Origin of the sequence: Pseudoalteromonas sp. AS84 (assembly GCF_038900255.1) — a bacterium.
Classification (GTDB): Bacteria; Pseudomonadota; Gammaproteobacteria; order Enterobacterales; family Alteromonadaceae; genus Pseudoalteromonas.
Genome location: NZ_JBBMQY010000002.1, coordinates 74,633 through 98,345, shown reverse-complemented (window position 1 = coordinate 98,345; position 23,713 = coordinate 74,633). Strand labels below are relative to the sequence as shown.

Genomic DNA, 23,713 nt, shown 5'->3' with positions numbered 1-23,713 from the left:
GTTTTTTATTCCTAATACGTTATGGTATTTAAATAACATAATAAAATTAAGGAACAGCCATGAATACATCTCCCTCTGATCACATTCCTCAAGAAGCCTTTGATTGGTATGACGAATACGCCCACGGTTTAATGGACCGTCGTACTTTTATGAAAAAACTCGGGGGGCTTGCTGCACTTGGTTTTTCAATGGCTGTACTTACATCAGCATTATTACCTAATTACGCGCTGGCTGAACAAGTGTCGTTTAACGATGACGATATAACGGCAACGTACGAAGAATTCGATTCGCCAAACGGGCACGGTAAAGGCAATGGTTACTTAGCAACCCCTAAAAACATAGAAGGTAAACTTCCTGTTGTGCTTGTGATACACGAAAACCGTGGATTAAACCCATACGTAAAGGATGTAGCAAGACGCTTAGCTAAGGTAGGTTTTATTGCATTTGCACCCGATGCGCTCTTTCCACTGGGTGGCTACCCTGGTAACGATGATGAAGGACGCGCTATGCAAAAAACCATGGACCGCGCTAAAATTCAAAACGATTTTGTAGCCGCAGCACACTTTTTAAAATCGCATGCTAACAGTAACGGTAAACTCGGCGCTGTGGGCTTTTGTTTTGGTGGCTACATTGTTAATTATTTAGCAGCTGTAGATAGTAATTTAATCAGCGCAGGAGTGCCTTTTTACGGCACTCCTGCCAGTGAAAGTTTACGTAAAAACATTAAAGCTCCATTAATGATTCAATTAGGCGAGCTTGATAAACGTGTAAACGCGTCGTGGCCACAGTACGAACAAGATTTAAAAGCTAATAACGTTGAATACACTATGCATATGTATAAAGGGGCAAATCATGGATTTCATAACGACTCTACAGGTCGATATGATAAAGACAATGCCGAGCTTGCATGGCAACGTACCGTTGAGTTTTTTAATAAAAAGCTAAGTTAAGCTAAGTTAGCGAATAAAAAATAATGCCACCTGCTCAAAGTAGGTGGCATTATTAAAGTACTTAGCTATTTTTTGCTTTAAACTTTTTTGCTACGCATAACTAATAACGACAACAAAACGAGTATATAAATACTCAAAGAGCCACCGCTGCTGGAGCCATCTTTATTTTCGACTTTTGCAATTTTCTCTTCTTTAACACGTGTTTTAAACCTTGCTAGTTCTGCATCTAAATTAGTACTCATATCACTAACCGCTAGATTAAAACCTTCAGCCGACTTTTCAGATAACGTTTCATCAATACCTATTGCTGTTGTTCTTTTTTCAAGCTTACTTATACCAGGTGCTCTAAATAGCATTTTTCTACTTTTAATATCAAAAACAGCTGTATCCACAAAGGTTTGGATTGTATTTTCATTACCTGGAATAACGTACATACCCACTATTGTCCAATAAAGTAAGGCTGCATTATTTTCATAAGATTGCGTAATTTGATCATATGAAACCAGTGCCATTACATCTACATCGTAAAGTCGCCCTACTTGCTCGAGTGTTGCAAAACCTTCACCACCCTTTAAATAGGTGCTTGGTATAACTTCAATGCGGTCAATGTAATCATATTGAAGAAATGACTTTTTTACTTTTTCGAGTAATTCGACTTGGTTTTGGGTCTCTAGCCCGTCTGGCTGCCAGTTTTTAGACGGTACAAATGCAATTCCGACGGTAACAGGGAGTTTTAAAACAGGTATTTCAGGTTTATAGGTAGCACGGCTTTGTTGATCAGGATATAAAAAATCCATTAAGCTACTAGATTGTGTATTTTTACCTGTATTGTTACTCATAAACGAGCTACAAGAAGCAAGTAAGGCCGCCATCAAAATGATTATATATTTGTTAAATTTCATATTTATTCCTTTTTATTTTTAATTTAATTCAGTTACGTGCCAAAGCTCACCCGATGGTCCCCATAAGTAAATAACGCTACCCCAAGGTTCTTGCTTTATACCCTCAAAGCGGATGTCAAAACCGTTTAGGTTACTAATGAGTTCGTATGCTTCATCTATATTTAACACACAAAGTTGCAGCATTAAGTTTTCAGCAAACGTTTTATTATAATAACGCTGTAAAAAGAACGTACATTCGCCAAAGGTACACACACATAAATCATTTGAGGCATCTTCAATCTTAAATCCAAGCGTTTTATAAAAGCGCTGAGATTGTTCATAGCTTTTACAGGGAATAAAAACTCTAATATCATCAACTTGCATAACTCTTCCTAAATTAGCTCAGTACGCTTTTATCAATAATTCCTTTATTTACCAACTGCTGCAAAATAGCTTGGGATTTTGCTCTGCATGCATCACGTAGTAAACGCACCGCAGGGGTTATTGACTGCCTACTTGGGCAAATAAGCCAAAGTTCACCATTAACATGTTGATAATTTGGCATTACGGTAACCACCCTGTCGTTAAGCAAATCGTCGGCTATATCAAGTGCCGACTTTACAGCTAAGCCCTTACCCGCAACGCACCAGCGCCTTACTAAATCGCCGTCGTTTGAGGCGCGCCTGCCACCCATTTTAACTTTATATTTTGACTCACCATCACTGAATTCCCACGTATTATTTATAATATCCTGCAACTGATAAAACAAACCTTGATGCGACGCTAGATCATCAGGATGCACGGGAGTCCCGTTTTGTAAGAGGTATTCGTCAGTTGCACATAATAAGCGTGGTACGTTACAAATTTTAAAACCATAAACACTTGCATCATTAGGCGAGCCATAACGAAGTGCTATATCAACTGAGTCACGATAAAAGTCGATATTACTATCACTTATATGTGTTCGTAGGCTTAACTTAGGATAACTATCCATGAGTTCATCAATCCATGGGATCACTAAATTGCGCCCCAAGTCAGATGAAAGTGCAACACGTAACTCCCCTTCTATTTCGTCATGTTCACCTTTAAGGTTTTGCTTTGCAAGTTCAAGCACTGCTAAAGCCTGCTCACATTGTGGTATGTAGCGCTCCCCAGCAGCCGATAACCTTAAATGACGTGTTGTACGAACAAATAGTTCACTACCAAGCGCAGACTCAACACGCTTAATAGCAGCGCTTGCTGTGGCTGTACGCATATCTAATTTAGCAGCTGCAAGCGTAATGCTTCTAAACTCAGCGACTTTTAAAATAAGTTTTAAATCTTCTATATTCATATTATCTATTTATATTTGATAATGATTCAATGATTATGCGATTTATTTAATGCAAAGCAAGCTGTATTATTTATACATAAAGTAAATGACGAATACTTTGTACAGCTAATCTTATTTATTTTGGAGAAACCAATGACTCACCCTATTATTAATGACTTAGAAAAGCGTTACACAGCAAAACGTTACGATGCAACGAAACGTGTATCTCAAGACGATTTAGCAGTTATTTACGAAGCTATGCGCTTATCTCCATCATCAATTAACTCGCAACCTTGGAAATTCATCGTAATTGAATCAGATGAAGCCAAAGAGCGTATGCACAGTACATTTGCTAATAAATTTGCGTTTAACCAGCCACATATTAAAACAGCGTCGCATATAATATTATTTGCTCACAACCCTAAATATACCCGCGATGATTACGCACAAATCATTGATGCAGATATTAAAAATGGTCGTACTAAAGCAGAAAATCGCGAACAAGCTTTTGGGGCTTATGCGTTTGTGGATATGAATACTGATGAGCAAGGCGTTAATGAAGAGTGGACTAAAGCACAAACCTACATTGCTTTAGGTAACACTATGCATGTAGCTGCGCGCTTAAGTATTGATTCTACTCCAATGGAAGGCGTTGATGCACAGCTGATTGGCGAAGTTTTTGAAAAAGAACTCGATGGTTACGTATGCGACGTGGCATTAGTGCTTGGCTACCATGATAGCGCTGAAGATTATAATGCTAAACTACCTAAATCTCGCTTGGCAAAAGAGCAAGTTATTCAGATTTTATGAGTAATACGTTATAAACTTAAATGATAACAATATTATAAAAACCACTTATTTAAATAAGTGGTTTTTTTTCTTCAAAGCGGTTTAACTTACTTGAAGCTGCGCTGCCTGAATGTATTGTACTAAATCTTCAATAGAAACTACGGTCATATTATGTTTATTAGCATAATCACTCACCTCAGGTAAGCGCGCCATTGAACCATCTGGATTTGTTAGTTCGCAAATTACACCAAATGGTTTTAAGCCGGCAAGTTGCATTAAATCAACGGATGCTTCGGTATGGCCACGACGAACTAATACTCCGCCCGTTTGTGCTCTTAAACCAAATACATGCCCTGGGCGCGATAAATCACTTGGTTTAGCGTTATCGGCTGTCGCCGCTTTTATAGTCGTTACTCTATCAGCAGCAGACACGCCTGTTGTAACGCCATGCTTAGCTTCAATAGTGACTGTATAAGCTGTGTTATTTTGACTCGTGTTGTGGGTAACCATTTGCGGTAAGTCGAGCTGTTTAATACGCTTCTCCCCCATGCATAAGCAAACAATGCCGCTGCCTTCGCGGATCATTTCGGCCATTTGAGAACTCGTTAAATGCTCAGCTGAAAATACAAAGTCGCCTTCATTTTCACGGTTTTCGTCATCAACAACAAGTACGCCTTGCCCTTGCTGTAGTGCAGTAATTGCGCTTTGTACGCGGATTTGGCTTTCGCCGAATTGAGTAAGTAGAGACTGAATCATCATTATATTCCAAATAAAAAATAATAGATTCAGGACACTGAAAGGCATGGCAAAGCCATACAAATAAAATTGCATGAATTAAACCAAAACAGCATTAAAAATGCTCACCAAAAAGCTAGGTTTTAGGTGTACATAAATAAGCTATATTCTCTTTCATCCGGACTATAACCGTCGGCTCTGGCATCTCACCAGATCTGCTTGACCTTTACTTAACTGTAAAAATAAGTTAAATAAAGCGCTCGCGGGCTCGTTTGAGTTACAAGTAACTTTAAACATACCGCCGGTGGGGAATTTCACCCCGCCCTGAGAATTTACAGTAAGCATTAGCACTTACTGCAGGCACATTATACGCCTGTACTTATTTGTTTTTCAAAACTAAATGCGATAAAAACTACGAAAGTTGAATATTTAACGATGCACTGTTTACTATACCTTCATTTATATCAGCAATAAGCGTACACGTAGCGCCGTTAACTAAATTTAAGTTAGGTTGAACATGCCCTATGTCAGCATCAAAAATGACTGGGAATAAACACCCACCCAGTACTACATCAAGCGCATGTCGATAGTCAAAGGCATCATAATGACTTTGAGTAATTTCACTTCGCCCTAAAACCAAACCATTAATGTCGTCAAATATGCCAGCTAATTTTAATGACAGTAAAAATCGTGCAACGGTTGTAGGTGTAAGCTCTGAGTTTTCTAGGTATAAAATAAGCCCTTCGGGCGCACTGTCCTTTTTAAATTCATGTAGTGCTAAAAATGGTGAGTCGAGCAGTAAACCTACTGTATCTAAACATCCGCCAAATAAGCGACCTGACATTTCTATGGTGCGTTTATCTGTGTAGTTTAAACATTGCCATTTTGTTGGCTCGCTAGGACTTAGTAATTCATTTGGGTTTTGCGCATAGCTAGGCTTGTTTTTTTGATATAAAGAGGAAGGCCCTTGCTCAAATTTACTACCCGCTTCGTAAGTAAGGGTTTCGAATATTTGTAAGCTATACGGATTTTTTTCATCAGGATGCAACTGCATAAGGTTAGCACTGTGCAGGGTCGCCCATTGGCACTTAGCCGTTAATGCACAGGCAATAGTACTCACATCAGAAAAGCCAACTAACCATTTAGGCTTTGCTTGTTTAATGGCATTAAAATCAAGCAGTGGCAGTATTTCCATTGCCAGCTCACCACCCATTGGCGGCATAATTGCATCAATTTCTTCATCTAATAAAAAGCCCATTAATTGCTGAGCATGTGCTTTAGCATTAAGCTGTTCACGCGGTTTGTTTTGACGTAAAAACTCACCTTCAACAACATCATACCCTCGATTTTTTAATCCATTTATAACAATGTCTAATCGTGCATGGAACTTTTCTTTAAGACCTGCTGAAAGTGAGCAAATTGCTATTTTTGATCCTACTTTTAAAGGCGCAGGGTAAAGTATATTAGCCATTGAGTGTTCCTTTTAATGAAGTGATTATGCACCTATATCATCATGCCTACTCTTTATGCAATATGAACGCCCTTATCAGTATAGTAATTTATTTAAGACATAAAAAAACCGATGTAATTACATCGGCTTTTATTTAAAACGTTAAAGTGAGTTGTGCGTTAAAGATACTCAACTTCAATGATTTCGTACTCAACAATACCTTTTGGTGTTTCAATAGACACTGCGTCGTCCATTTGTTTACCAATTAAACCACGCGCTATAGGCGAGTTAACAGATATTAAATTGTTTTTAATATTTGCTTCATCATCGCCCACAATACGGTATTTTACTTCTGCATCGGTTTCTACATTTACAATAGTTACCGTAGTGCCAAAGATAACTTTACCAGTATTCGGCATTTTAGTTACGTCGATAATTTGAACATTTGAAAGCTTTGCTTCAATTTCTTGAATTCGACCTTCACAAAAACCCTGTTGCTCACGCGCAGCGTGGTACTCAGCATTTTCTTTTAAGTCACCATGTTCACGTGCAACCGCAATATCACTTACGATTTTAGGACGGGTAACTGTTTTTAATTCGTTAAGCTCTTTACGCAGTAAATCTGCGCCACGAACTGTCATCGGAATTGATTGCATACTTTTCTCACTTAACACCAAGGCCCTAGTTGGCCTTGGCACATTTCCTTAGTTCAATCGCAGGTGTAGCTCTTGAACTGACGTCACTTTACTGCGGTCATCTGCTTTATTAGCAGTACAGTTAGCGAATGCCGCGTTCAAGGTTGTCGTATAGTTGGTTTTATTTTGCAATGCACCACGACGTAACACCTTCGAATCTTCGATCGCTTGGCGACCTTCGGTGGTATTAACGATATAGCTGTACTCTTTATTCTTGATATAATCAAGAATATGCGGGCGGCCTTCATATACTTTGTTTACACGTCGTACTTCAATGCCAGCTTCTTCAAGAGCTTGTGCCGTGCCACCAGTTGCGTCAAGTTCAAAACCTAAGTCGGTCATGATTTTGGCTAATTCAACAATACGTGGCTTATCGCTATTACGAACAGATAATAGCGCGCGACCACCGCGTGGTAAAGTGTTGCTTGCACCTAATTGTGCTTTTGCGAATGCTTCGGCGAAAGTATCACCAACACCCATCACTTCACCCGTTGAACGCATTTCAGGACCACGGATTGGATCCACACCCTGAAACTTAGCAAACGGCAGTACAACTTCTTTAACGCTGTAGTAAGGAGGGATCACTTCTTTAGTAATACCTTGGCTTGCTAAAGACTGACCTGCCATACAACGTGCAGCTACTTTTGCAAGCGCCACACCGGTTGCTTTAGATACAAACGGTACAGTACGTGCAGCACGTGGATTAACTTCAATTAAGTACACTTTGCCATCTTTTACTGCAAACTGTGTATTCATCAAGCCAACAACACCAAGTTCAAGCGCCATGTCGGTTACTTGCTTGCGCATTACATCTTGCACTTCTTGCGATAATGAATGTGCTGGTAATGAACATGCTGAGTCACCTGAGTGAACACCCGCTTGCTCAATGTGCTCCATGATACCGCCGATGATTACTTGCTCGCCATCACAAATTGCGTCAACGTCAACTTCAATCGCATTATCTAAGAAACGGTCCAGCAATACAGGCGCTTCGTTTGATGCTTGCACAGCTTCGGTCATGTAGCGACGTAAATCGTCTTCGTCGTATACAATTTCCATTGCACGACCACCAAGTACATACGACGGGCGTACAACCAATGGGAAGCCAATTTCAACTGATTTAAGTAAAGCTTCTTCAGTTGAAGTTACTGTTGCATTTTCTGGCTGAAGTAAGTTTAAACGCTCAACAAGTTGTTGGAAACGTTCGCGGTCTTCTGCACGGTCAATCGCATCAGGTGAAGTACCAATCACTGGCACGCCATTCGCTTCAAGCTCACGCGCTAGTTTAAGTGGTGTTTGACCACCATACTGCACGATAACGCCTTTTGGCTTTTCAACACGTACGATTTCGAGTACGTCTTCAAGTGTAATTGGTTCAAAGTATAACCTGTCAGATGTATCGTAATCGGTAGATACCGTTTCAGGGTTACAGTTAACCATGATGGTTTCATAACCGTCTTCACGAAGCGCAAGCGAAGCATGTACACAACAGTAATCAAACTCAATACCTTGACCGATACGGTTAGGGCCGCCACCAATAACCATGATTTTATCACGATCAGTTGGGTTAGCTTCACACTCTTCATCGTAAGTTGAATACATATAAGCAGTGTCTGAGCTAAATTCAGCTGCACACGTATCAACACGCTTGTATACTGGCACGATGTTTAATAAATGACGCTTTTTACGAATTTCAGCTTCAGATACACCCGCAATTTCAGCTATACGCGGATCTGCAAAACCTTTGCGTTTAAGTTTACGTAGGAAGTCGGCATTTAAGCCCGCCATACCTACTTCACCAATTTTTGCTTCGTCTTTTAAAATGTCTTCTATTTGTACTAAGAACCAGCGATTAACTTTAGTCAGTTCGTAAACATCATCAACGCTCATACCATGGCGCATTGCATCGGCAATGTACCAAATACGCTCAGCGCCTGGCTCGCGTAGTTCACGGATAATTTTTTCTTTTGCTTTAGGGTCATCAAGCGCAACTATCGGGTTAAAGCCCGTTGCGCCCACTTCAAGACCACGTAATGCTTTGTGCAGTGACTCTTGTTGATTACGGCCAATCGCCATTACTTCGCCAACTGATTTCATTTGCGTAGTTAAACGGTCGTTAGCACCGGCAAATTTTTCGAAATTAAAGCGAGGTATTTTTGTTACAACGTAATCGATTGAAGGCTCAAAAGACGCTGGTGTTTTACCGCCAGTGATGTCGTTTTGAAGTTCATCAAGCGTGTAACCTACTGCTAGCTTTGCAGCAATTTTAGCAATTGGGAAACCCGTTGCTTTAGATGCTAATGCAGATGAACGTGATACACGTGGGTTCATCTCAATAATAACCATACGGCCATCAGCAGGATTAATACCAAACTGTACGTTAGAGCCGCCAGTTTCAACACCAATTTCACGCAATACCGCCATAGAGGCGTTACGCATAATTTGGTATTCTTTGTCGGTTAGCGTTTGCGCTGGTGCAACGGTGATTGAATCGCCAGTGTGAACACCCATAGGGTCAAAGTTTTCAATAGTACAAACAATAATACAGTTGTCGTTTTTATCACGTACAACTTCTGTTTCGTACTCTTTCCAACCAATCAGTGATTCATCAATTAGTAATTCGTTTGTTGGCGATAAGTCTAAGCCGCGCTCACAAATTTCTTCAAACTCTTCCATGTTATACGCTACACCGCCGCCGGTGCCGCCCATAGTGAAAGATGGACGAATAATACATGGCAAGCCAATGCGAGTCATTGTGTCTTTAGCTTCTTCCATTGTGTGAGCAATCTCAGCACGTGGACATTCAAGACCAATATTTTTCATTGCAATGTCAAAGCGTTCACGGTTTTCTGCTTTGTCGATTGCATCAGCCGTTGCACCAATGAGTTCAACGCCGTGCTTAGCCAATACACCGTGCTTGTCTAGTTCAAGCGCACAGTTTAATGCTGTTTGACCACCCATTGTAGGCAGCACTGCATCTGGCTTTTCTTTTTCAATAATTTTTTCTACCACTTCCCAATGAATTGGTTCGATGTAGGTTGCATCGGCCATATCAGGGTCGGTCATGATAGTTGCTGGGTTTGAGTTAACTAATATAACTCTGTAGCCTTCTTCTCTAAGTGCTTTACACGCTTGTGCACCAGAGTAGTCAAATTCACAAGCTTGACCAATTACAATTGGGCCTGCGCCTAAGATAAGAATGCTTTTTATGTCGGTACGTTTTGGCATTATTACTCCAGTTAAATTAGTGTTTACGCGCTTGCATCAAATCGATGAAGTGGTCAAATAATGGGGCTGCATCGTGCGGACCAGGGCTTGCTTCAGGGTGACCCTGGAAGCTAAACGCAGGTTTATCTGTACGATGAATACCTTGAAGCGTTCCATCAAATAACGATTTGTGCGTGGCACGAAGCGTACTTGGCAGGCTTGACTCTTGAGCTGCAAAACCATGGTTTTGAGCCGTGATCATAACTACATCGCGGTCTAAGTCTTTAACTGGGTGGTTAGCGCCGTGGTGGCCAAATTTCATTTTTTCTGTTTTAGCACCTGAGGCAAGGGCTAATAACTGATGACCTAGACAGATACCAAAAATAGGTGTGTCGGTTTCTAAAAAGGTTTTAATTGCATCAATAGCGTAAGTACATGGCTCAGGATCGCCAGGGCCATTAGATAGGAAGATACCATCAGGGTTTAAAGCCAGTACGTCAGCGGCAGAGGTTTGCGCTGGTACTACTGTAAGTTTACAGCCTCGGTCTACAAGCATACGTAAAATATTACGCTTTACACCGAAGTCGTAGGCAACAACATGAAACTTTTCATCAGCAGTATCAAGGGTTTTAAATCCTTCGCCTAATGTCCAGCTTGATTCTCGCCACTCAAAATTTTCCTTGGTTGAGACAACTTTTGCTAAATCCATACCTTTTAAACCTGGGAAGGCTTGCGCGGCTTGTAGCGCTTTGTTTTCGTCTAGCTCGTCGCCAGCAATAATACACCCGTTTTGTGCGCCTTTATCACGCAAAATTCGAGTTAATTTTCTGGTGTCGATGTCCGCAATACCTAAAATATTACGTTCTTTTAAGTAATCATCTAACGATTGCTCGTTACGGAAATTACTCGCTAGCAGTGGCAAATCACGGATCACTAGGCCTTTAGCCCAAATTTGATTCGCTTCTTCGTCTTCGCTGTTGGTACCCGTATTACCGATGTGTGGGTACGTCAAAGTTACGATTTGTTCCGCGTATGATGGATCAGTCAAAATTTCTTGATAACCAGTCATAGACGTATTGAATACTACTTCACCGACAGACATGCCGTCAGCGCCGATTGCAGTACCGCGAAACACTGTGCCGTCTTCTAGGACTAACAGAGCGGATTTAGTCAAGTTAAACCTCCTAACAGTAAAAAACGGGAGCAAGCAATTGCTTAACACCCCGCCAATACCCAGAGGGATCGTCAAAACCAGATTTTTGTGAGCTTAAATTGTTTTACGCAGTCTTAAATGATGCAGATGTAAACCACTAAACCTTCAATCATTTTTTCTTGCCTAAAACTATTTTTATTCCCACTGAAACCCTGGATTTACTAGCCACTTGGGTATAATTGGAAACACGCATTTAGTAATTTTTGGCAAATTGGCTGCATATTACATGAAGATGCTATTTAGGTCTAACATTATTTGGTAAATTGTTACAAACAAGTCACTGTAGGTGAAATTAGACCCAAACAGCTAAAAAAGTAACTAAACTACTTCAGATCTAGCACATCTTGCATATCATAAAGTCCTGCAGGTTTATTTTTCAACCAGCTTGCAGCCCTTACAGCACCTAAAGCGAATGTCATTCTTGAACTTGCTTTGTGGGTTAATTCGAGTCTTTCGCCCATTGTGGCGAAGTATGCGGTGTGTTCACCTACTATATCGCCCCCTCTTAGTACCGAATAACCAATTTCGTTTTGCGATTTAGCGGTTTCTACTTGGCTTCGGTCGTATACAGCAACCTCGTCGTGATCCCAGCCTTTTGCCTCTGCGATTGACTCACCTATAGCGAGCGCAGTACCCGATGGTGCGTCTATTTTATGGCGATGATGCGCTTCAAATATTTCAATATCTAAATCGTCACCAAATTTAATCGCTGCGGTTTGCACAAGGTTCAGTAATACATTGACTCCTACACTGTAGTTCCGCGCAAATACAATAGGAATATGCTTAGCAGCATCGTGTAAAAGTGCCATATCGTCGCTTGTTAAACCCGTTGTACCAATAACCATAGGAATTTTTTGTGCTACAGCGGTTTTTAAATGGTTTTTCATACCAGCGGGAAGCGTAAAGTCGATTAAAACATCTACATTATCTATTGTGGTTTCTTCGCTAAAGCTAACACTATTATCGGCTGCGCTATTTACTTGATTTACATTAATACCTAATAACGATGAACTGCTACGAACGTATGCACCTGTAAGTTGTGTTTGCTCTTTAATTGTTGCAGCTTCCAGTAATGCTAAGCCCATTCTGCCGTTAGCACCAAAAACGCCTATTCGATTTGTAGTCATTGTTTTTACCTAATTTAAATTTGAATCCGTTTTTTACTAATCTGAGTATATATCCGGAGCATTGCAAATACGCGTTTGGGCATTTTTATGCAGTTGGACAAATATTAATCGCTGAAAATAGCGTTACTTTGTAGATATTATCTAAAAGTCATGCAATAGTCAGGTAACCCTTTAATTAAATAATAATAACAATACCAGTTTACTTTAGCCATCTATACATTTAAACTTCTCTTTCGCGTCGATTTGGTCTTTGGCTTGCGGGCGCTGCATTCTCCTAATTTTGTTAATGATTAACATAGTAGGTAGATTTGCTAAATTCAGCTAAAAGAGGAATTTTTGGCTGTTGTAAATTAACTGGTTTCGAGGATTATGATGCAGCCATCATTTAACAAAAACAAAGCAATACTTTCTTTACTACCCCTTTTAACTTTTGTAGCACTATTTTTAGGCTCTGGTTTATATTTACAATCTCAAGGGGTTGACTACGCTTTTTATCAACTTCCTGCTCCAGTGGCTATATTACCTGCCATAATGCTTGCGTTCATTTTAAATAAAGGCACAGTAAATGAGTGTGTAGAAACCTTTATTAAGGGTGCCGGGCACAACAATATTATTACAATGTGTTTAATCTACTTACTTGCAGGTGCTTTTTCTGCCGTTGCCAGTGCAACCGGTGGTGTGGATGCGGTAGTAAATGCAGGCTTATCTCTTATTCCACCTGCGTTGTTGCTTCCTGGCTTATTTTTAATTGCAGCGGTTGTATCTACAGCAATGGGTACGTCTATGGGAACGATTGGTGCTATTGGTCCTATTGCTTATGCTGTATCAATTAAAACAGGTATAGATCCAGCTTTAATGGCAGGTACGATTGTATCTGGTGCTATGTTTGGCGATAACCTATCAATTATTTCCGATACCACTATTGCAGCCACGCGAACACAGGGCTGTGAAATGAAAGACAAGTTTAAAGAGAATCTTAAAATTGCAGTCCCTGCTGCAATACTAACTATTGGCTTATTGTTTTATTTAACACCTGCGGCGCAAGTTGTTGAAACCAAAGATTACGATATTTGGTTAGTACTTCCTTATGCCTTTATTTTAGTGTTAGCCGTTGCTGGCTTGAACGTATTTGTAGTGTTGTTTAGCGGTATTATTTTTGCTGCATTAATGGGCTTTACAGGAAGTTATGAAGGCGCAAGCTTTGTAAAAGACATTTACAAAGGCTTTACCGATATGCAGGAAATATTTTTACTATCAATGTTTATTGGTGGCTTATCTGAATTTATTCGGATTAACGGTGGCCTTGATTATATTGCTCATAAAATTCAGGCGATTACAAAAATCATTGCAAAATGGCATCGTAAAGTAGCTGATCAATTAGGTATTGCAGCATTGGTTATGACAAGTAATATGTGTATTGCCAATAACACCGTATCTATTATTGTTGCTGGCCCTATTGCTAAAAAGCTGGCAGATGATGGTGAAATAAGCGGTAAACGCTCTGCAAGTTTGCTTGATATATTTGCTTGTGTAACGCAAGGCTCTCTTCCTTATGGCGCACAAGCGCTACTGTTAGGTGCTACGTTTAAAATTAGCCCGTGGGAAGTATCAACGTCTTCTTATTACTGTTTTATTTTAGCATTTACGGCGATTACTATTATTTGTTTACGCCGTAATAAAGCGTAATACATTGAGTTATTACATGTTGCAGCTTATTAAGTAGGCTGCAACATGTGTTAAATTAGCGATCAACAAATCAATCTCTTCTGCTATAATTGCCGCTTCCGCGTGTCACTAAAATTATAGTTATTAAACAGTTATGAAATTTAAAAAATTACTCCCTTTTATTACCCTTACTTCTCTAGCTTTATCATCGTCGGCTTTTGCTGCCAATTGGAGCAGTACAGCACTACATATAAATAATGGCAGCCAAAAAAATCCATTCACTGAGCAAGAGTCAGACACCACTGTATACTCGGTTCAACATGCATCAGGTTACGATTATGGCGATAACTTCTTTTTTATCGATTACAGTAAAGACGATATAGATGATGGTTACCAAGATGCTGATTTTTATGGTGAGTGGTACTCAACGGTTAGCTTATCTGCCATCACTGGTAAGCAAATTGGCTCTGGCGCATTATTAGATATTGGCCTAACGGGCGGTATTAACGTTGCTGGCGATGCAAAAGTAATGAAGTATCTACCAGGTGTTAAATTAAGCTGGGATGTACCTGGGTTCAACTTTTTTCAAACGCTGTTCACAGCCTACATTGACGATAGTGAAGGTGTCGCAAAAGGCGGCGCACCTATTGAAACTAATAGCTGGATGCTTGATGTAGCTTTTGAATATCCTTTCACTATTGGCTCACAAAAGTTTAGCTTTAAAGGCCACGCTGAATACATCGCAGAGCGTGAAGATGAATTTGGTAACGACGTAGAAGCGTGGATACTCGCACAGCCTATTTTAGTGTGGGATATGGGTCATGCCCTTCAAATGAAAGAAAATACACTACTGCTAGGTATGGAGCTTCAATACTGGCACAACAAGCTAGGTACTGAGGTCACAGAGTCAGTTCCGCAAATACATGTAGAGTGGACATTTTAAACAGCCACACTGCGTTAAAATTACATATATTGGAGCTCTTTTAAGCGCTCCTTTTTTTATGCATAAAAAGTATTTAATTGAACAGCGTCTAATACTTAGCTATTGTCGTACTTCATTTAAGCCACACGCTTGCCTTACTAGGAGTATCAACATGTCATCAATCAAAGTTATTTGTTTTTCTGCATTGTTAGCTTTAACTAATAATGCTTTAGCAAGTAGTGAAGTAAATACAGAGTCTCTATCTTACGATGCACTTTTAAGTAATTACGAATACGATTTTAAAGTAAATTATTTTGCACTTGAGTCGCAAAAGCAATCATTAAAAATGGCCTATATTTACTTAAAGCCAACCAAATCCGACATGCCTACAGTTACGCTTATGCATGGCAAAAATTTTAATGCAGATTACTGGACTACAACTGCGCAATACCTGCAATCTTTAGGTTACGGCGTATTAATCCCTGATCAAATTGGTTTTGGCAAATCGTCTAAACCAACGGATTATCAATATTCATTTGCGGCGCTTGCTCATCATACTCACGCGTTAATAGATTCACTTAATATAAAGGAGTCGATTGTATTAGGGCACTCAATGGGCGGGATGCTAGCGAGTCGTTTTGCTTTAATGTATCCAAACACCACTAAAAAGCTAATTTTAGTAAACCCTATTGGGCTTGAAAACTACTTGCAGTATGTTGATTACAAAGATACTAACTTTTTCTATAAAAATGAATTAGCAAAAACACCTGAAGGTGTAAGAAAGTATCAACAAAAAAATTACTACGATGGTAAGTGGAATACAACATATTCAGCCTTAACTGACTTTATAACAGGGCAAATACAAGGCCCAGATAAAGAAAAAATGGCGTGGGTAAATGCTAAAACATATGACATGATTTTCACTCAGCCTGTAATAACCGAATTTAAAGATTTAACTGTGCCGGTTAAATTAATTATTGGTACACGAGACAGGACCGGTCCAGGTCGGAACTGGAAAAAAGACGGTGTTGATTACGAGCTTGGTCGATACGATAAGTTAGGTAAGCATGCTGCATCACTTATCCCTAATGCTCAACTATTTGAACTGAATAATTTAGGTCATTTGCCGCAAATTGAAGATTTTGATCGTTTTAAAGACGTATTTAACAAGGCACTTAATACTAAATAACCTGAATACTAGATAATAAGTTTTTATAGTAAAAAAACAAAAACCCTGTAAGTAAACTATTTACAGGGTTTTTATTATATAAGCTAAATTACAGCTTACATTGTGGGTTTTTACCCTGCGCTTTAGCTGTACTTTGTTCGCCAAGAGCTTTGCTCATTTGCGCTTGTAAGTTTTTAATACGGTTAGTTGGCGCTGGGTGAGTTGATAAAAACTCAGGTGTTGTACCACTGCCTGCAGCACTCATATTTTGCCAAAGGGTTACTGATTCTTGTGGATTAAAGCCTGCTTCCGCCATTAAATCTAAGCCAATTTCATCAGCTTCTGACTCATGCGAACGGCTAAATGGCAAAACAACACCATACTGTGCGCCTAAGCCTAGACCCTGCATAATTTCATTACGGTATTGAATATTACCCATTTCAAGTGCTGCGCTGCCCAGCTGCATACCGGTATCTAAAATAGAGCTTTGTGAAACTCGTTCATTAGAATGCTCAGCAATTACGTGCCCAACTTCGTGCCCTAGCACTGTTGCTAGTTGGTCTTGATTGGTGGCTATTTTTAATAAGCCCGTATGAACCCCAATGTAACCACCAGGTAGTGCAAAAGCGTTAGCAGATTCATCTTCAAATACGACTACTTCCCAATTTTGCGACGCGTATTCTTTTGGTAATACAGCCACTACTTTTTCAGCAATGCAATTTACATATGCATTTGTTTTTACATCTTTATTAATTGGTTGGTTTTTTTTCATATCTGCAAAACTAGCAGTGCCCATTTCACTCATTTGTTGATCTGAGTAAAGCGCTATTTGTGTGCGTCCTGTTGGCGACGTTTTACAACCGGCTAAAACAGCTGTCGCTAATACTGCAAGTACTAGTTTTTTCATGGTAATTCTCTTAAGTAATAAATTTTTTATTGCTTGTAGAATAGCAAACACAGTACCAATTTAAAATATTTGCTTTATATACCTTTATATTAAAAGATGCGATGAGACGATAAACTTAGCAGGCAAACTAAGTTTATCCAAATACAATGCCCTGTTACACTATAGCCCTTGTTTTTAGTGATTGTTGAGTTTACACATGGACGCCTCAGCCTCGTCTTTTAATACCCGTATTTTATTGCCTTTATTAGCCAGTATCGTAGCGATTACTCCATTGGCGATTGATATGTATTTGCCCGCCATGCTGGTAATTGCAAACGATTTACACACTAATATGCCAAATGTACAAATATCGTTGAGTATTTACTTAGCGGGTTATTCATTAGGTATGTTATTTTTTGGCCCTATTGCCGATCAAATTGGCCGTCGTAAGCTCGCACGTATTGGCTTAACCCTATTTGGCGCAAGCTCACTTGCACTGGCATTTACTACCGAAATCCATGCATTTTGGACTCTTAGAGCAGTGCAAGCATTTACGGGAGCTGCAGCAACCGTAGTCGTACCGGGTATTATTCGCCATATTTATCAGCAAAATACAGCTAAGGGAATGTCGTATGTGTCGATGATCATGATGGTAGCACCGTTAGTAGCCCCCTCTGTTGGTTCGTTTATTTTAGGGTTCTCTGTTTGGTCGACCATATTTTTAGTACTTGCTGGTTATAGCTTTTTAATATTAGCGTTTGTACAAGTGTATTTAATAGATATACCTATTCATACAAATGAAAAAAAGGGCCTTGCTCTGTTTTTTGATAGCTATAAAACAGTACTCAGTAATAAAGACGCACGTGCAGATATACTCAGTTCTATGTTTGTATCGTTTGGATTTTTTTGCTTTTTAACCTCAGTACCTTTTATATATTTAGATTTATATGAGGTTTCAGAACAATTATTTGGTGTGCTATTTGCGTTTAACGTAATGGCGCTGATGTTTGGTAACTTTTTAAATACGCGAATTGTACCAAGGCTGGGCTCTCGAAAAATGCTCTATATTGGGCTTGTATGTGGGTTTGTATCGGGGCTTTCGCTGTTAACATTTAGCTTATTGCACTTATCACTTTATTATATTGTGGCTGCTATTGCGCCATTAATGATGAGTTTAGGTGTCACTGCAAGTAATGCTGATTCACTAATATTAATGAAATTTGAAAGAAACACAGGTACGGCAACGGCCGTAATTGGCACACTTCGTTTTGGTAGTGGTGCATTAGTTGGCCCGCTACTTGCCATTATGCATGCAGAAAGCGCAGTGCCATTTTCAAGTTTAATGTTTAGCGCCGTGTTACTCACTATGCTCGTACAGTTAATTCACTATAAAAAAGACAAAAAAAATGCCTCAATATGAGGCATTTTTATCAAAGCTAATAATCTTAAATTAATTAAGCATCAGCAGCTTTAGAAACCATAACCATCGCAGGGCGTAATAAACGACCATTCAATGTGTAACCTTTTTGCATAACAGCAAGCACTGTATTAGGTGTTACATCGTTACTTGGCTGAATTGACATTGCTTGATGAAAATCTGGATTAAACTGCTCACCTTGTGGGTTTACAATTTCAACACCAAATTTAGAAACAGCGTCATTAAAGCTCTTAACCGTCATATCGATACCTTCAAGTAACGGCTTTAAAGTCTCATTTTCTTTATCAGAAAATTCAATAGCACGTTCAAGGTTATCAATTACAGGTAGTAATTCGTTGGCAAATTTTTCTAGTGCAAATTTATGTGCTTTTTCTACATCTTGTGCTGCACGACGACGAATATTATCTACGTCTGCTGCGGCACGAACAACACCGTCTTTTTGATCAGCAATTGTTTGCTTTGCAGCTTCAAGCTCTGCATATAACATAGCAATTTCTGCTTCAGGGCTTTGCTCTTGTTCTGCATGCTGATCAGCGGCTTCTACTGCTGCTTCTACATCAGCCTGCATTTTAGAAATTTCTTCGTTTAATTCTACTTCTTGCTCAGGGTTTTGTGTCTGCTCAGACATAAAATACGTGCTCCAATTCTTTACAACTGCGGTAATTATGGGGATTGAATAAAAAGATTCAAGAGTTAGATGCCTCAATTAATTTAAATTCTTGAATTATTTCTTCAATCTGCGCTGATTTAGGACAAATTATACAAAAGCGGCTTTGATATTCTTGATTTTGAAAGTATGGCACACTTATTACAATCAATTCGTTGCACTCAGTAAAAGGCAGCTTTTCGCTATTAAGTACTGATAACCCGTTTTTAAAAGCGAGCTTATCTTCTACGTAATTTAAAAATGAAACACCTATATTTAAGCTCTGCTCGCAATCAATTTGTTTGTAGAGGTAATTTTCACCAACAACAATACTGTTATCTGAGCCTAATTTCTGGCTCAATTGTCGCGTCCATTGATTAAGCGAATCATGGCAATTTCGAGGCGCTGTATTTGCCATAGCTTGCATACGGTACAAACCTTCCATTAAGGTTTGTTGGCTAAATACTGTATTTAACCATGTGGCAAACTGATAACGAACAGAGTCTGACGAATCATGAGGTTTATCAATACAAATATTATGACTCTGCCCTGCCCTATCTATTAATAAAATAAGCCAGTCGGTAGAATCAAAATCAAGCACTTCTACTCTAAATACTTGCTGTGAACTGGCTTGAGGTAAACCAACACAACAACAGACTTGATATTTTTGGCTCAAACCATGGGCTAACTCAACGAGTTGTGATTGCTGTGGTTGCCAATAATTAGCGATATCAGCAAGCACAAAAAATTCGTCAAACCAATAATCAAATCCTTCATTTGTCGGTACTCGCCCAGCGGATGTATGAGGTGAATACAATAAGCCCACTTTTTCTAAGCGAGCCATAGCATTACGAACTGTAGCCGAACACACTGCCATGCCTTTGAGCTTGGCAATTTTTGTTGATGGAACAGGCAAGCCTTCACCATTACAGTACATGTTCATAACAGCTGAAAAAATTTGCTGATCTCGTGGGTTTAGTTTCATGGTATCTACATCTTGTTGCATGAAAGAGATATCGGGGCGTTTAGTTCTTTTTCAAGTCATGCAGCTAACTCACTGCGAATAAAATTGAAGGTTTATAATATTGCTATAATCTGTATTTTCAAACACTTCTGTTTTGAGTTACTCTACTATTATTAAATCTCTTTGTGCGTACATTATGGACTCTCCTTTTAACACCATAGGCCTAATTGGCAAACCTAATCACCCGGGAGCAGCGGCTACTCTGCAGCGTTTACATACCTTTTTACTTGCGCTTGGCTTTGAGGTAATAGTAGAAAAACGCACAGGGAGTCAGTTAGACGATATTCCGCATGACAAACTTGTAAAGTTAGTCGACTTAGGTGAACAAGCCGATTTAGCCATTGTTGTAGGTGGTGACGGTAACATGCTTGGCGCAGCACGCGTGCTTGCGCGCTTTAACATTGCTGTAATTGGTGTAAATAGAGGTAACCTTGGCTTTTTAACTGATTTAAACCCTGAAGGGTTTGAAGCAAGCTTAGAGCAAGTACTCAGTGGTGAGTACCTTGAAGAAAAACGCTTTTTATTAGAAGTAGAAGTATATCGACATAATGAATTAAAAAGCGCCAACTCAGCTGTTAACGAAGCGGTCCTTCATGCCGATAAAGTAGCTCACATGATTGAGTTTGAAGCCTTTATAAATAATGACTTTGTATTTTCTCAACGCTCTGATGGTTTAATCGTATCAACCCCGACAGGCTCTACAGCCTATTCGCTATCAGGTGGCGGGCCAATCTTAACGCCCGAGCTAAATGCAATCTCGTTAGTACCTATGTTTCCTCATACCTTATCTAGCAGACCTTTAGTGGTAGATGCCGATAACGAGGTTCGTTTAAAGCTAAGCCTAGAAAATACAGATAGCCTTCAGGTAAGTTGCGACAGCCATGTAGTCCTTGCCGTATTACCCGGTGATGAAGTAGTAATTAAAAAAGCCGACAAACAATTGCGCTTAATTCATCCAAAAAATTACTCTTACTACAACGTTTTGCGTACAAAACTAAATTGGGGTAGTCGTTTATACTAATTTTATTGCTAAAAGCAGTACTATAGAGCAAAATGTCACTATAAAAATAATTAACCATTTCAGGAACGGATAATAATGACTTATGTTGTTTTTTTTGCTTTATTGTTATTGATTACATTACTAGCTACTTACCTTAAAGTAGAAAGTAATCGTAAAAAGGCAATTGAAGCTAGAAAAAAGCTATTTAATGAACGTGTTTCGCATGTAAATACTCGCCTTAAAACAAAGCTTAATGATCTACTTGATGCTAAAATAATTCGCCCAAAATACGTTCCTCGCATTCAAGCTATTGTAAATAATTTTTTTGTTGTGCAATCGCATACAGACGAAAATTTACAGCAACTTGAAGATACCGCTGACCTACTAATTAATACGTTGTCCAACGAGTTAATTAAAACTAATCAAACGAATATAATCCAACCATTGATTGATAATATACAGTACTTTGTATCTGAATTGCCTCAGCAAGGAATTTTATACAATAAGAATTTTTATATTAATACATTACCTCCCCTCATTGCTCTGCTTAAAACTGAAGAGAATATACAACCTACTGATATTGTTGATGATCAAATTGATGCCTCCTCCCAGACTACCGACACACAGTTTACTCAAGATGTAAGTGTTGCGTAAATAATACAAAATTAATTTGCAAAAAACCAAAACACTGTATAAATTAACAGTTAATTGACTGGATGGATAAACAGTATGTTAATTGGTTTAGAAGTTAAAAATTTCGCAATCGTGAGTAATTTAAGCACCGAGTGGCGCAGCGGTATGACCGCGATCACAGGTGAGACAGGTGCTGGTAAATCTATTGCTATAGATGCCCTATCCCTGTGCTTAGGTGAACGCGCTGAAGCATCAGCAGTGCGCCCAAGCTCTGATAAAGCAGAAGTATGTGCACAATTTGACTTAACAGATCTACCGCTTGCTCAAGCATTTTTAGAGCAACATATGCTAAGCACTTCAGACAATGAGTGTTTGTTGCGTCGTGTTGTTTGCAAAAACGGCCGTAGTAAAAGCTATATTAATGGTAGTGCAGTTACCGCGTCACAATTAAAAGAACTTGGACAATATTTAATATCTATTCATGGACAACATGCCCACCAACATTTATTAAAAGCTGAGCATCAGTTACAGCTTTTAGATGCCTATGCAGGGCATCACCATTTAGTAAACTCGGTAAATAAAAACTATAAACAGTTTGCTAACTTACAAAAAGAATTTAAACACTTAGAGCAACAACAGCAGCAGCAAGCTGCGCAAAAACAATTGTTAGAGTATCAAGTTGCTGAACTTGATGAATTTGCATTACAAGAAAATGAGTTTGATTTAATTGAGGCTGAGCATTACAAACTTAGTAATAGCCAAACAATATTAGAATCGTGCCAACGTGAATTACAATATTTATATGAAAGTGATGAGCAAAATGCTTGTTCAATGCTGCAGCACAGTGCCCAACAATTCGCTGAGCTGGCTCAATACGACGAAAGCTTAGCTGGCGTAGCAGCCCTCCTTAGTGAAGCCGCAGTACAAGTTGAAGAAGCAAGCCGTGAAGTGCGTAATTACACTGAGCAAGCAGATTTAGACCCTGCTCGTTTAGGTGAAGTAGAAAATAGACTAAGCGGTGCGATGGATTTAGCGCGTAAGCATCATATAAAACCACAGCAGCTAGTTGAGTTTCATCAATCGATTGCTCAAGAGCTTGAGTCAATAAGTAATAATAGTAATCGTCTGGAGCAACTAGAGTCAGAAATAGAAAGCGCGTTACTTAGTTATAAGCAAGCTGCCGATGAACTAAGTAAAAGTCGCTATGAGTATGCGAATACACTTAACACACTAATAAGTGAAAGCATGGCTAATTTATCGATGGAAAACGGTGTATTTGAAATAGCTCTAACTCAAGAGAGTAGCCGCGCACCTAATAGCTTAGGGTACGATAATGTGTCGTTTTTAGTATCAACTAATCCGGGGCAGCCACTTCAGCCGTTAGCTAAAGTAGCATCTGGTGGTGAGCTTTCTCGTATAAGTCTTGCTATACAAGTAATTATTGCCCAAAAAGTAACAACCCCAACTCTTATTTTTGATGAGGTTGATGTAGGTATTTCTGGCCCAACGGCATCTGCTGTAGGTAAGTTATTACGTCAATTAGGTAAGTCGACTCAAGTGATTTGTGTTACTCATTTACCGCAAGTTGCCAGTAGTGCACATCAGCAATTTTTTGTAGCTAAAGAAATAGCACAAGGCGAAACGTTTACTCATATGCTGCTTTTAAATAAAGATGGCCGTATTAATGAAATAGCCCGTTTACTTGGCGGCGACAATATAAGCAAAACAGCTAAAGCAAATGCTAAAGAACTAATAATGGCTCACGCTTAAAGTGTTAGTAAATAACGTCTTCAAGGATTAAATAATGCACAGTACTTTAGTTGATTTTTGTATAATTTTAAGTTGGTTGTTATTAGTACTAAGCACCTGTTTAATTATATTTAGTAAATATAAACATACTTGTTTTAAACAACGCTTATTTCGTTTTTTAAATAGCTTTTTAGTTTTTCACCTAGCGGTTGTGGCCTATTAC

General features: G+C 39.2%; 21 protein-coding genes and 1 riboswitch. Of the genes, 9 read left to right on the top strand and 12 right to left on the bottom strand.

All coding sequences use genetic code 11. The features are described 5' to 3' along the window. Window positions 1-59 precede the first annotated feature (59 nt). Window positions 60-950 carry a dienelactone hydrolase family protein gene (locus tag WNY79_RS02815; RefSeq protein WP_342875058.1) on the top strand — a complete coding sequence of 297 codons (891 nt, stop codon included), beginning with the start codon at window positions 60-62 and terminating at the stop codon, window positions 948-950. A gap of 77 nt (window positions 951-1,027) precedes the next feature. On the opposite strand, the gene rhlP is transcribed toward WNY79_RS02815, so the two are convergent. Genes rhlP through WNY79_RS02800 form a run of 3 tightly spaced genes read right to left on the bottom strand, consistent with a single transcriptional unit; the run spans window position 1,028 to window position 3,164 of the window. After that, window positions 1,028-1,852: a rhombotarget lipoprotein gene (gene rhlP / locus WNY79_RS02810; RefSeq protein WP_182711577.1), complete on the bottom strand. Its 825-nt coding sequence runs from the start codon at window positions 1,850-1,852 to the stop codon at window positions 1,028-1,030. A gap of 18 nt (window positions 1,853-1,870) precedes the next feature. Next, window positions 1,871-2,215, bottom strand: a complete 345-nt coding sequence (locus WNY79_RS02805; protein ID WP_076924158.1) for a lactoylglutathione lyase — start codon at window positions 2,213-2,215, stop codon at window positions 1,871-1,873. 13 nt (window positions 2,216-2,228) lie between these two features. Continuing rightward, window positions 2,229-3,164 (bottom strand): LysR family transcriptional regulator, encoded by a 936-nt coding sequence (locus tag WNY79_RS02800; RefSeq protein ID WP_024597432.1) that lies wholly within the window; start codon window positions 3,162-3,164, stop codon window positions 2,229-2,231. Window positions 3,165-3,296: 132 nt separating this feature from the next. Here WNY79_RS02800 and WNY79_RS02795 point away from each other — a divergent pair, with 132 nt between their 5' ends. Further along, the gene (locus tag WNY79_RS02795; RefSeq protein WP_342875057.1) at window positions 3,297-3,953 is read left to right on the top strand and encodes a nitroreductase family protein; all 657 of its coding nucleotides are present in this window, start codon (window positions 3,297-3,299) and stop codon (window positions 3,951-3,953) included. Between the two features lie 81 nt (window positions 3,954-4,034). On the opposite strand, the gene ribB is transcribed toward WNY79_RS02795, so the two are convergent. The 6 genes from ribB to dapB all read right to left on the bottom strand — a co-directional run bounded on the left by ribB (window position 4,035) and on the right by dapB (window position 12,359). After that, entirely contained in the window at window positions 4,035-4,688 is a 654-nt protein-coding gene (gene ribB / locus WNY79_RS02790; RefSeq protein ID WP_342875240.1) for a 3,4-dihydroxy-2-butanone-4-phosphate synthase, read from the bottom strand. 141 nt (window positions 4,689-4,829) lie between these two features. After that, a riboswitch (FMN riboswitch) is annotated at window positions 4,830-5,003 on the bottom strand. 76 nt (window positions 5,004-5,079) lie between these two features. Further along, window positions 5,080-6,138: a S66 peptidase family protein gene (locus WNY79_RS02785; RefSeq protein ID WP_342875056.1), complete on the bottom strand. Its 1,059-nt coding sequence runs from the start codon at window positions 6,136-6,138 to the stop codon at window positions 5,080-5,082. A 158-nt stretch (window positions 6,139-6,296) separates the two neighbouring features. Beyond that, window positions 6,297-6,773, bottom strand: a complete 477-nt coding sequence (gene greA / locus WNY79_RS02780; RefSeq protein ID WP_024599614.1) for a transcription elongation factor GreA — start codon at window positions 6,771-6,773, stop codon at window positions 6,297-6,299. A 48-nt stretch (window positions 6,774-6,821) separates the two neighbouring features. Then, window positions 6,822-10,040, bottom strand: coding sequence for a carbamoyl-phosphate synthase large subunit (gene carB, locus WNY79_RS02775; RefSeq protein ID WP_024599615.1), 3,219 nt, complete (start codon window positions 10,038-10,040; stop codon window positions 6,822-6,824). A gap of 16 nt (window positions 10,041-10,056) precedes the next feature. Next, on the bottom strand, window positions 10,057-11,193 hold the full coding sequence (gene carA, locus WNY79_RS02770) for a glutamine-hydrolyzing carbamoyl-phosphate synthase small subunit (protein ID WP_342875055.1): 1,137 nt from the start codon (window positions 11,191-11,193) through the stop codon (window positions 10,057-10,059). Between the two features lie 362 nt (window positions 11,194-11,555). Then, entirely contained in the window at window positions 11,556-12,359 is an 804-nt protein-coding gene (gene dapB, locus WNY79_RS02765; protein WP_076924152.1) for a 4-hydroxy-tetrahydrodipicolinate reductase, read from the bottom strand. A gap of 372 nt (window positions 12,360-12,731) precedes the next feature. Between dapB and WNY79_RS02760 the strand changes: the two genes are divergently transcribed. The 3 genes from WNY79_RS02760 (at window position 12,732) to WNY79_RS02750 (ending at window position 16,135) form a co-directional block, all read left to right on the top strand. Continuing rightward, window positions 12,732-14,045, top strand: a complete 1,314-nt coding sequence (locus tag WNY79_RS02760; protein WP_024599618.1) for a Na+/H+ antiporter NhaC family protein — start codon at window positions 12,732-12,734, stop codon at window positions 14,043-14,045. Window positions 14,046-14,178: 133 nt separating this feature from the next. After that, complete coding sequence (locus tag WNY79_RS02755; protein WP_342875054.1) at window positions 14,179-14,967, top strand: nucleoside-binding protein; 789 nt, start codon at window positions 14,179-14,181, stop codon at window positions 14,965-14,967. A 151-nt stretch (window positions 14,968-15,118) separates the two neighbouring features. Next, entirely contained in the window at window positions 15,119-16,135 is a 1,017-nt protein-coding gene (locus WNY79_RS02750; RefSeq protein WP_342875053.1) for an alpha/beta hydrolase, read from the top strand. Between the two features lie 88 nt (window positions 16,136-16,223). Here the strand turns inward: WNY79_RS02750 and WNY79_RS02745 are convergent, their stop codons facing one another. Beyond that, window positions 16,224-17,021 carry a M48 family metallopeptidase gene (locus WNY79_RS02745; protein WP_342875052.1) on the bottom strand — a complete coding sequence of 266 codons (798 nt, stop codon included), beginning with the start codon at window positions 17,019-17,021 and terminating at the stop codon, window positions 16,224-16,226. Window positions 17,022-17,217: 196 nt separating this feature from the next. Here WNY79_RS02745 and WNY79_RS02740 point away from each other — a divergent pair, with 196 nt between their 5' ends. Then, window positions 17,218-18,420: a Bcr/CflA family efflux MFS transporter gene (locus tag WNY79_RS02740; RefSeq protein WP_342875051.1), complete on the top strand. Its 1,203-nt coding sequence runs from the start codon at window positions 17,218-17,220 to the stop codon at window positions 18,418-18,420. A gap of 34 nt (window positions 18,421-18,454) precedes the next feature. On the opposite strand, the gene grpE is transcribed toward WNY79_RS02740, so the two are convergent. Next, a complete protein-coding gene (gene grpE, locus WNY79_RS02735; RefSeq protein WP_007375833.1) occupies window positions 18,455-19,066 on the bottom strand; it encodes a nucleotide exchange factor GrpE in 612 nt (203 codons plus the stop codon). Between the two features lie 58 nt (window positions 19,067-19,124). After that, window positions 19,125-20,090, bottom strand: coding sequence for an HrcA family transcriptional regulator (locus tag WNY79_RS02730; RefSeq protein WP_342875050.1), 966 nt, complete (start codon window positions 20,088-20,090; stop codon window positions 19,125-19,127). 154 nt (window positions 20,091-20,244) lie between these two features. Between WNY79_RS02730 and nadK the strand changes: the two genes are divergently transcribed. From nadK to recN, 3 genes are all read left to right on the top strand, one after another. Further along, complete coding sequence (nadK, locus tag WNY79_RS02725; RefSeq protein WP_004335384.1) at window positions 20,245-21,129, top strand: NAD(+) kinase; 885 nt, start codon at window positions 20,245-20,247, stop codon at window positions 21,127-21,129. Window positions 21,130-21,204: 75 nt separating this feature from the next. Further along, window positions 21,205-21,762, top strand: a complete 558-nt coding sequence (locus WNY79_RS02720) for a hypothetical protein (protein WP_342875049.1) — start codon at window positions 21,205-21,207, stop codon at window positions 21,760-21,762. A gap of 75 nt (window positions 21,763-21,837) precedes the next feature. After that, window positions 21,838-23,511 (top strand): DNA repair protein RecN, encoded by a 1,674-nt coding sequence (gene recN / locus WNY79_RS02715; RefSeq protein ID WP_342875048.1) that lies wholly within the window; start codon window positions 21,838-21,840, stop codon window positions 23,509-23,511. Window positions 23,512-23,713 lie beyond the last annotated feature (202 nt).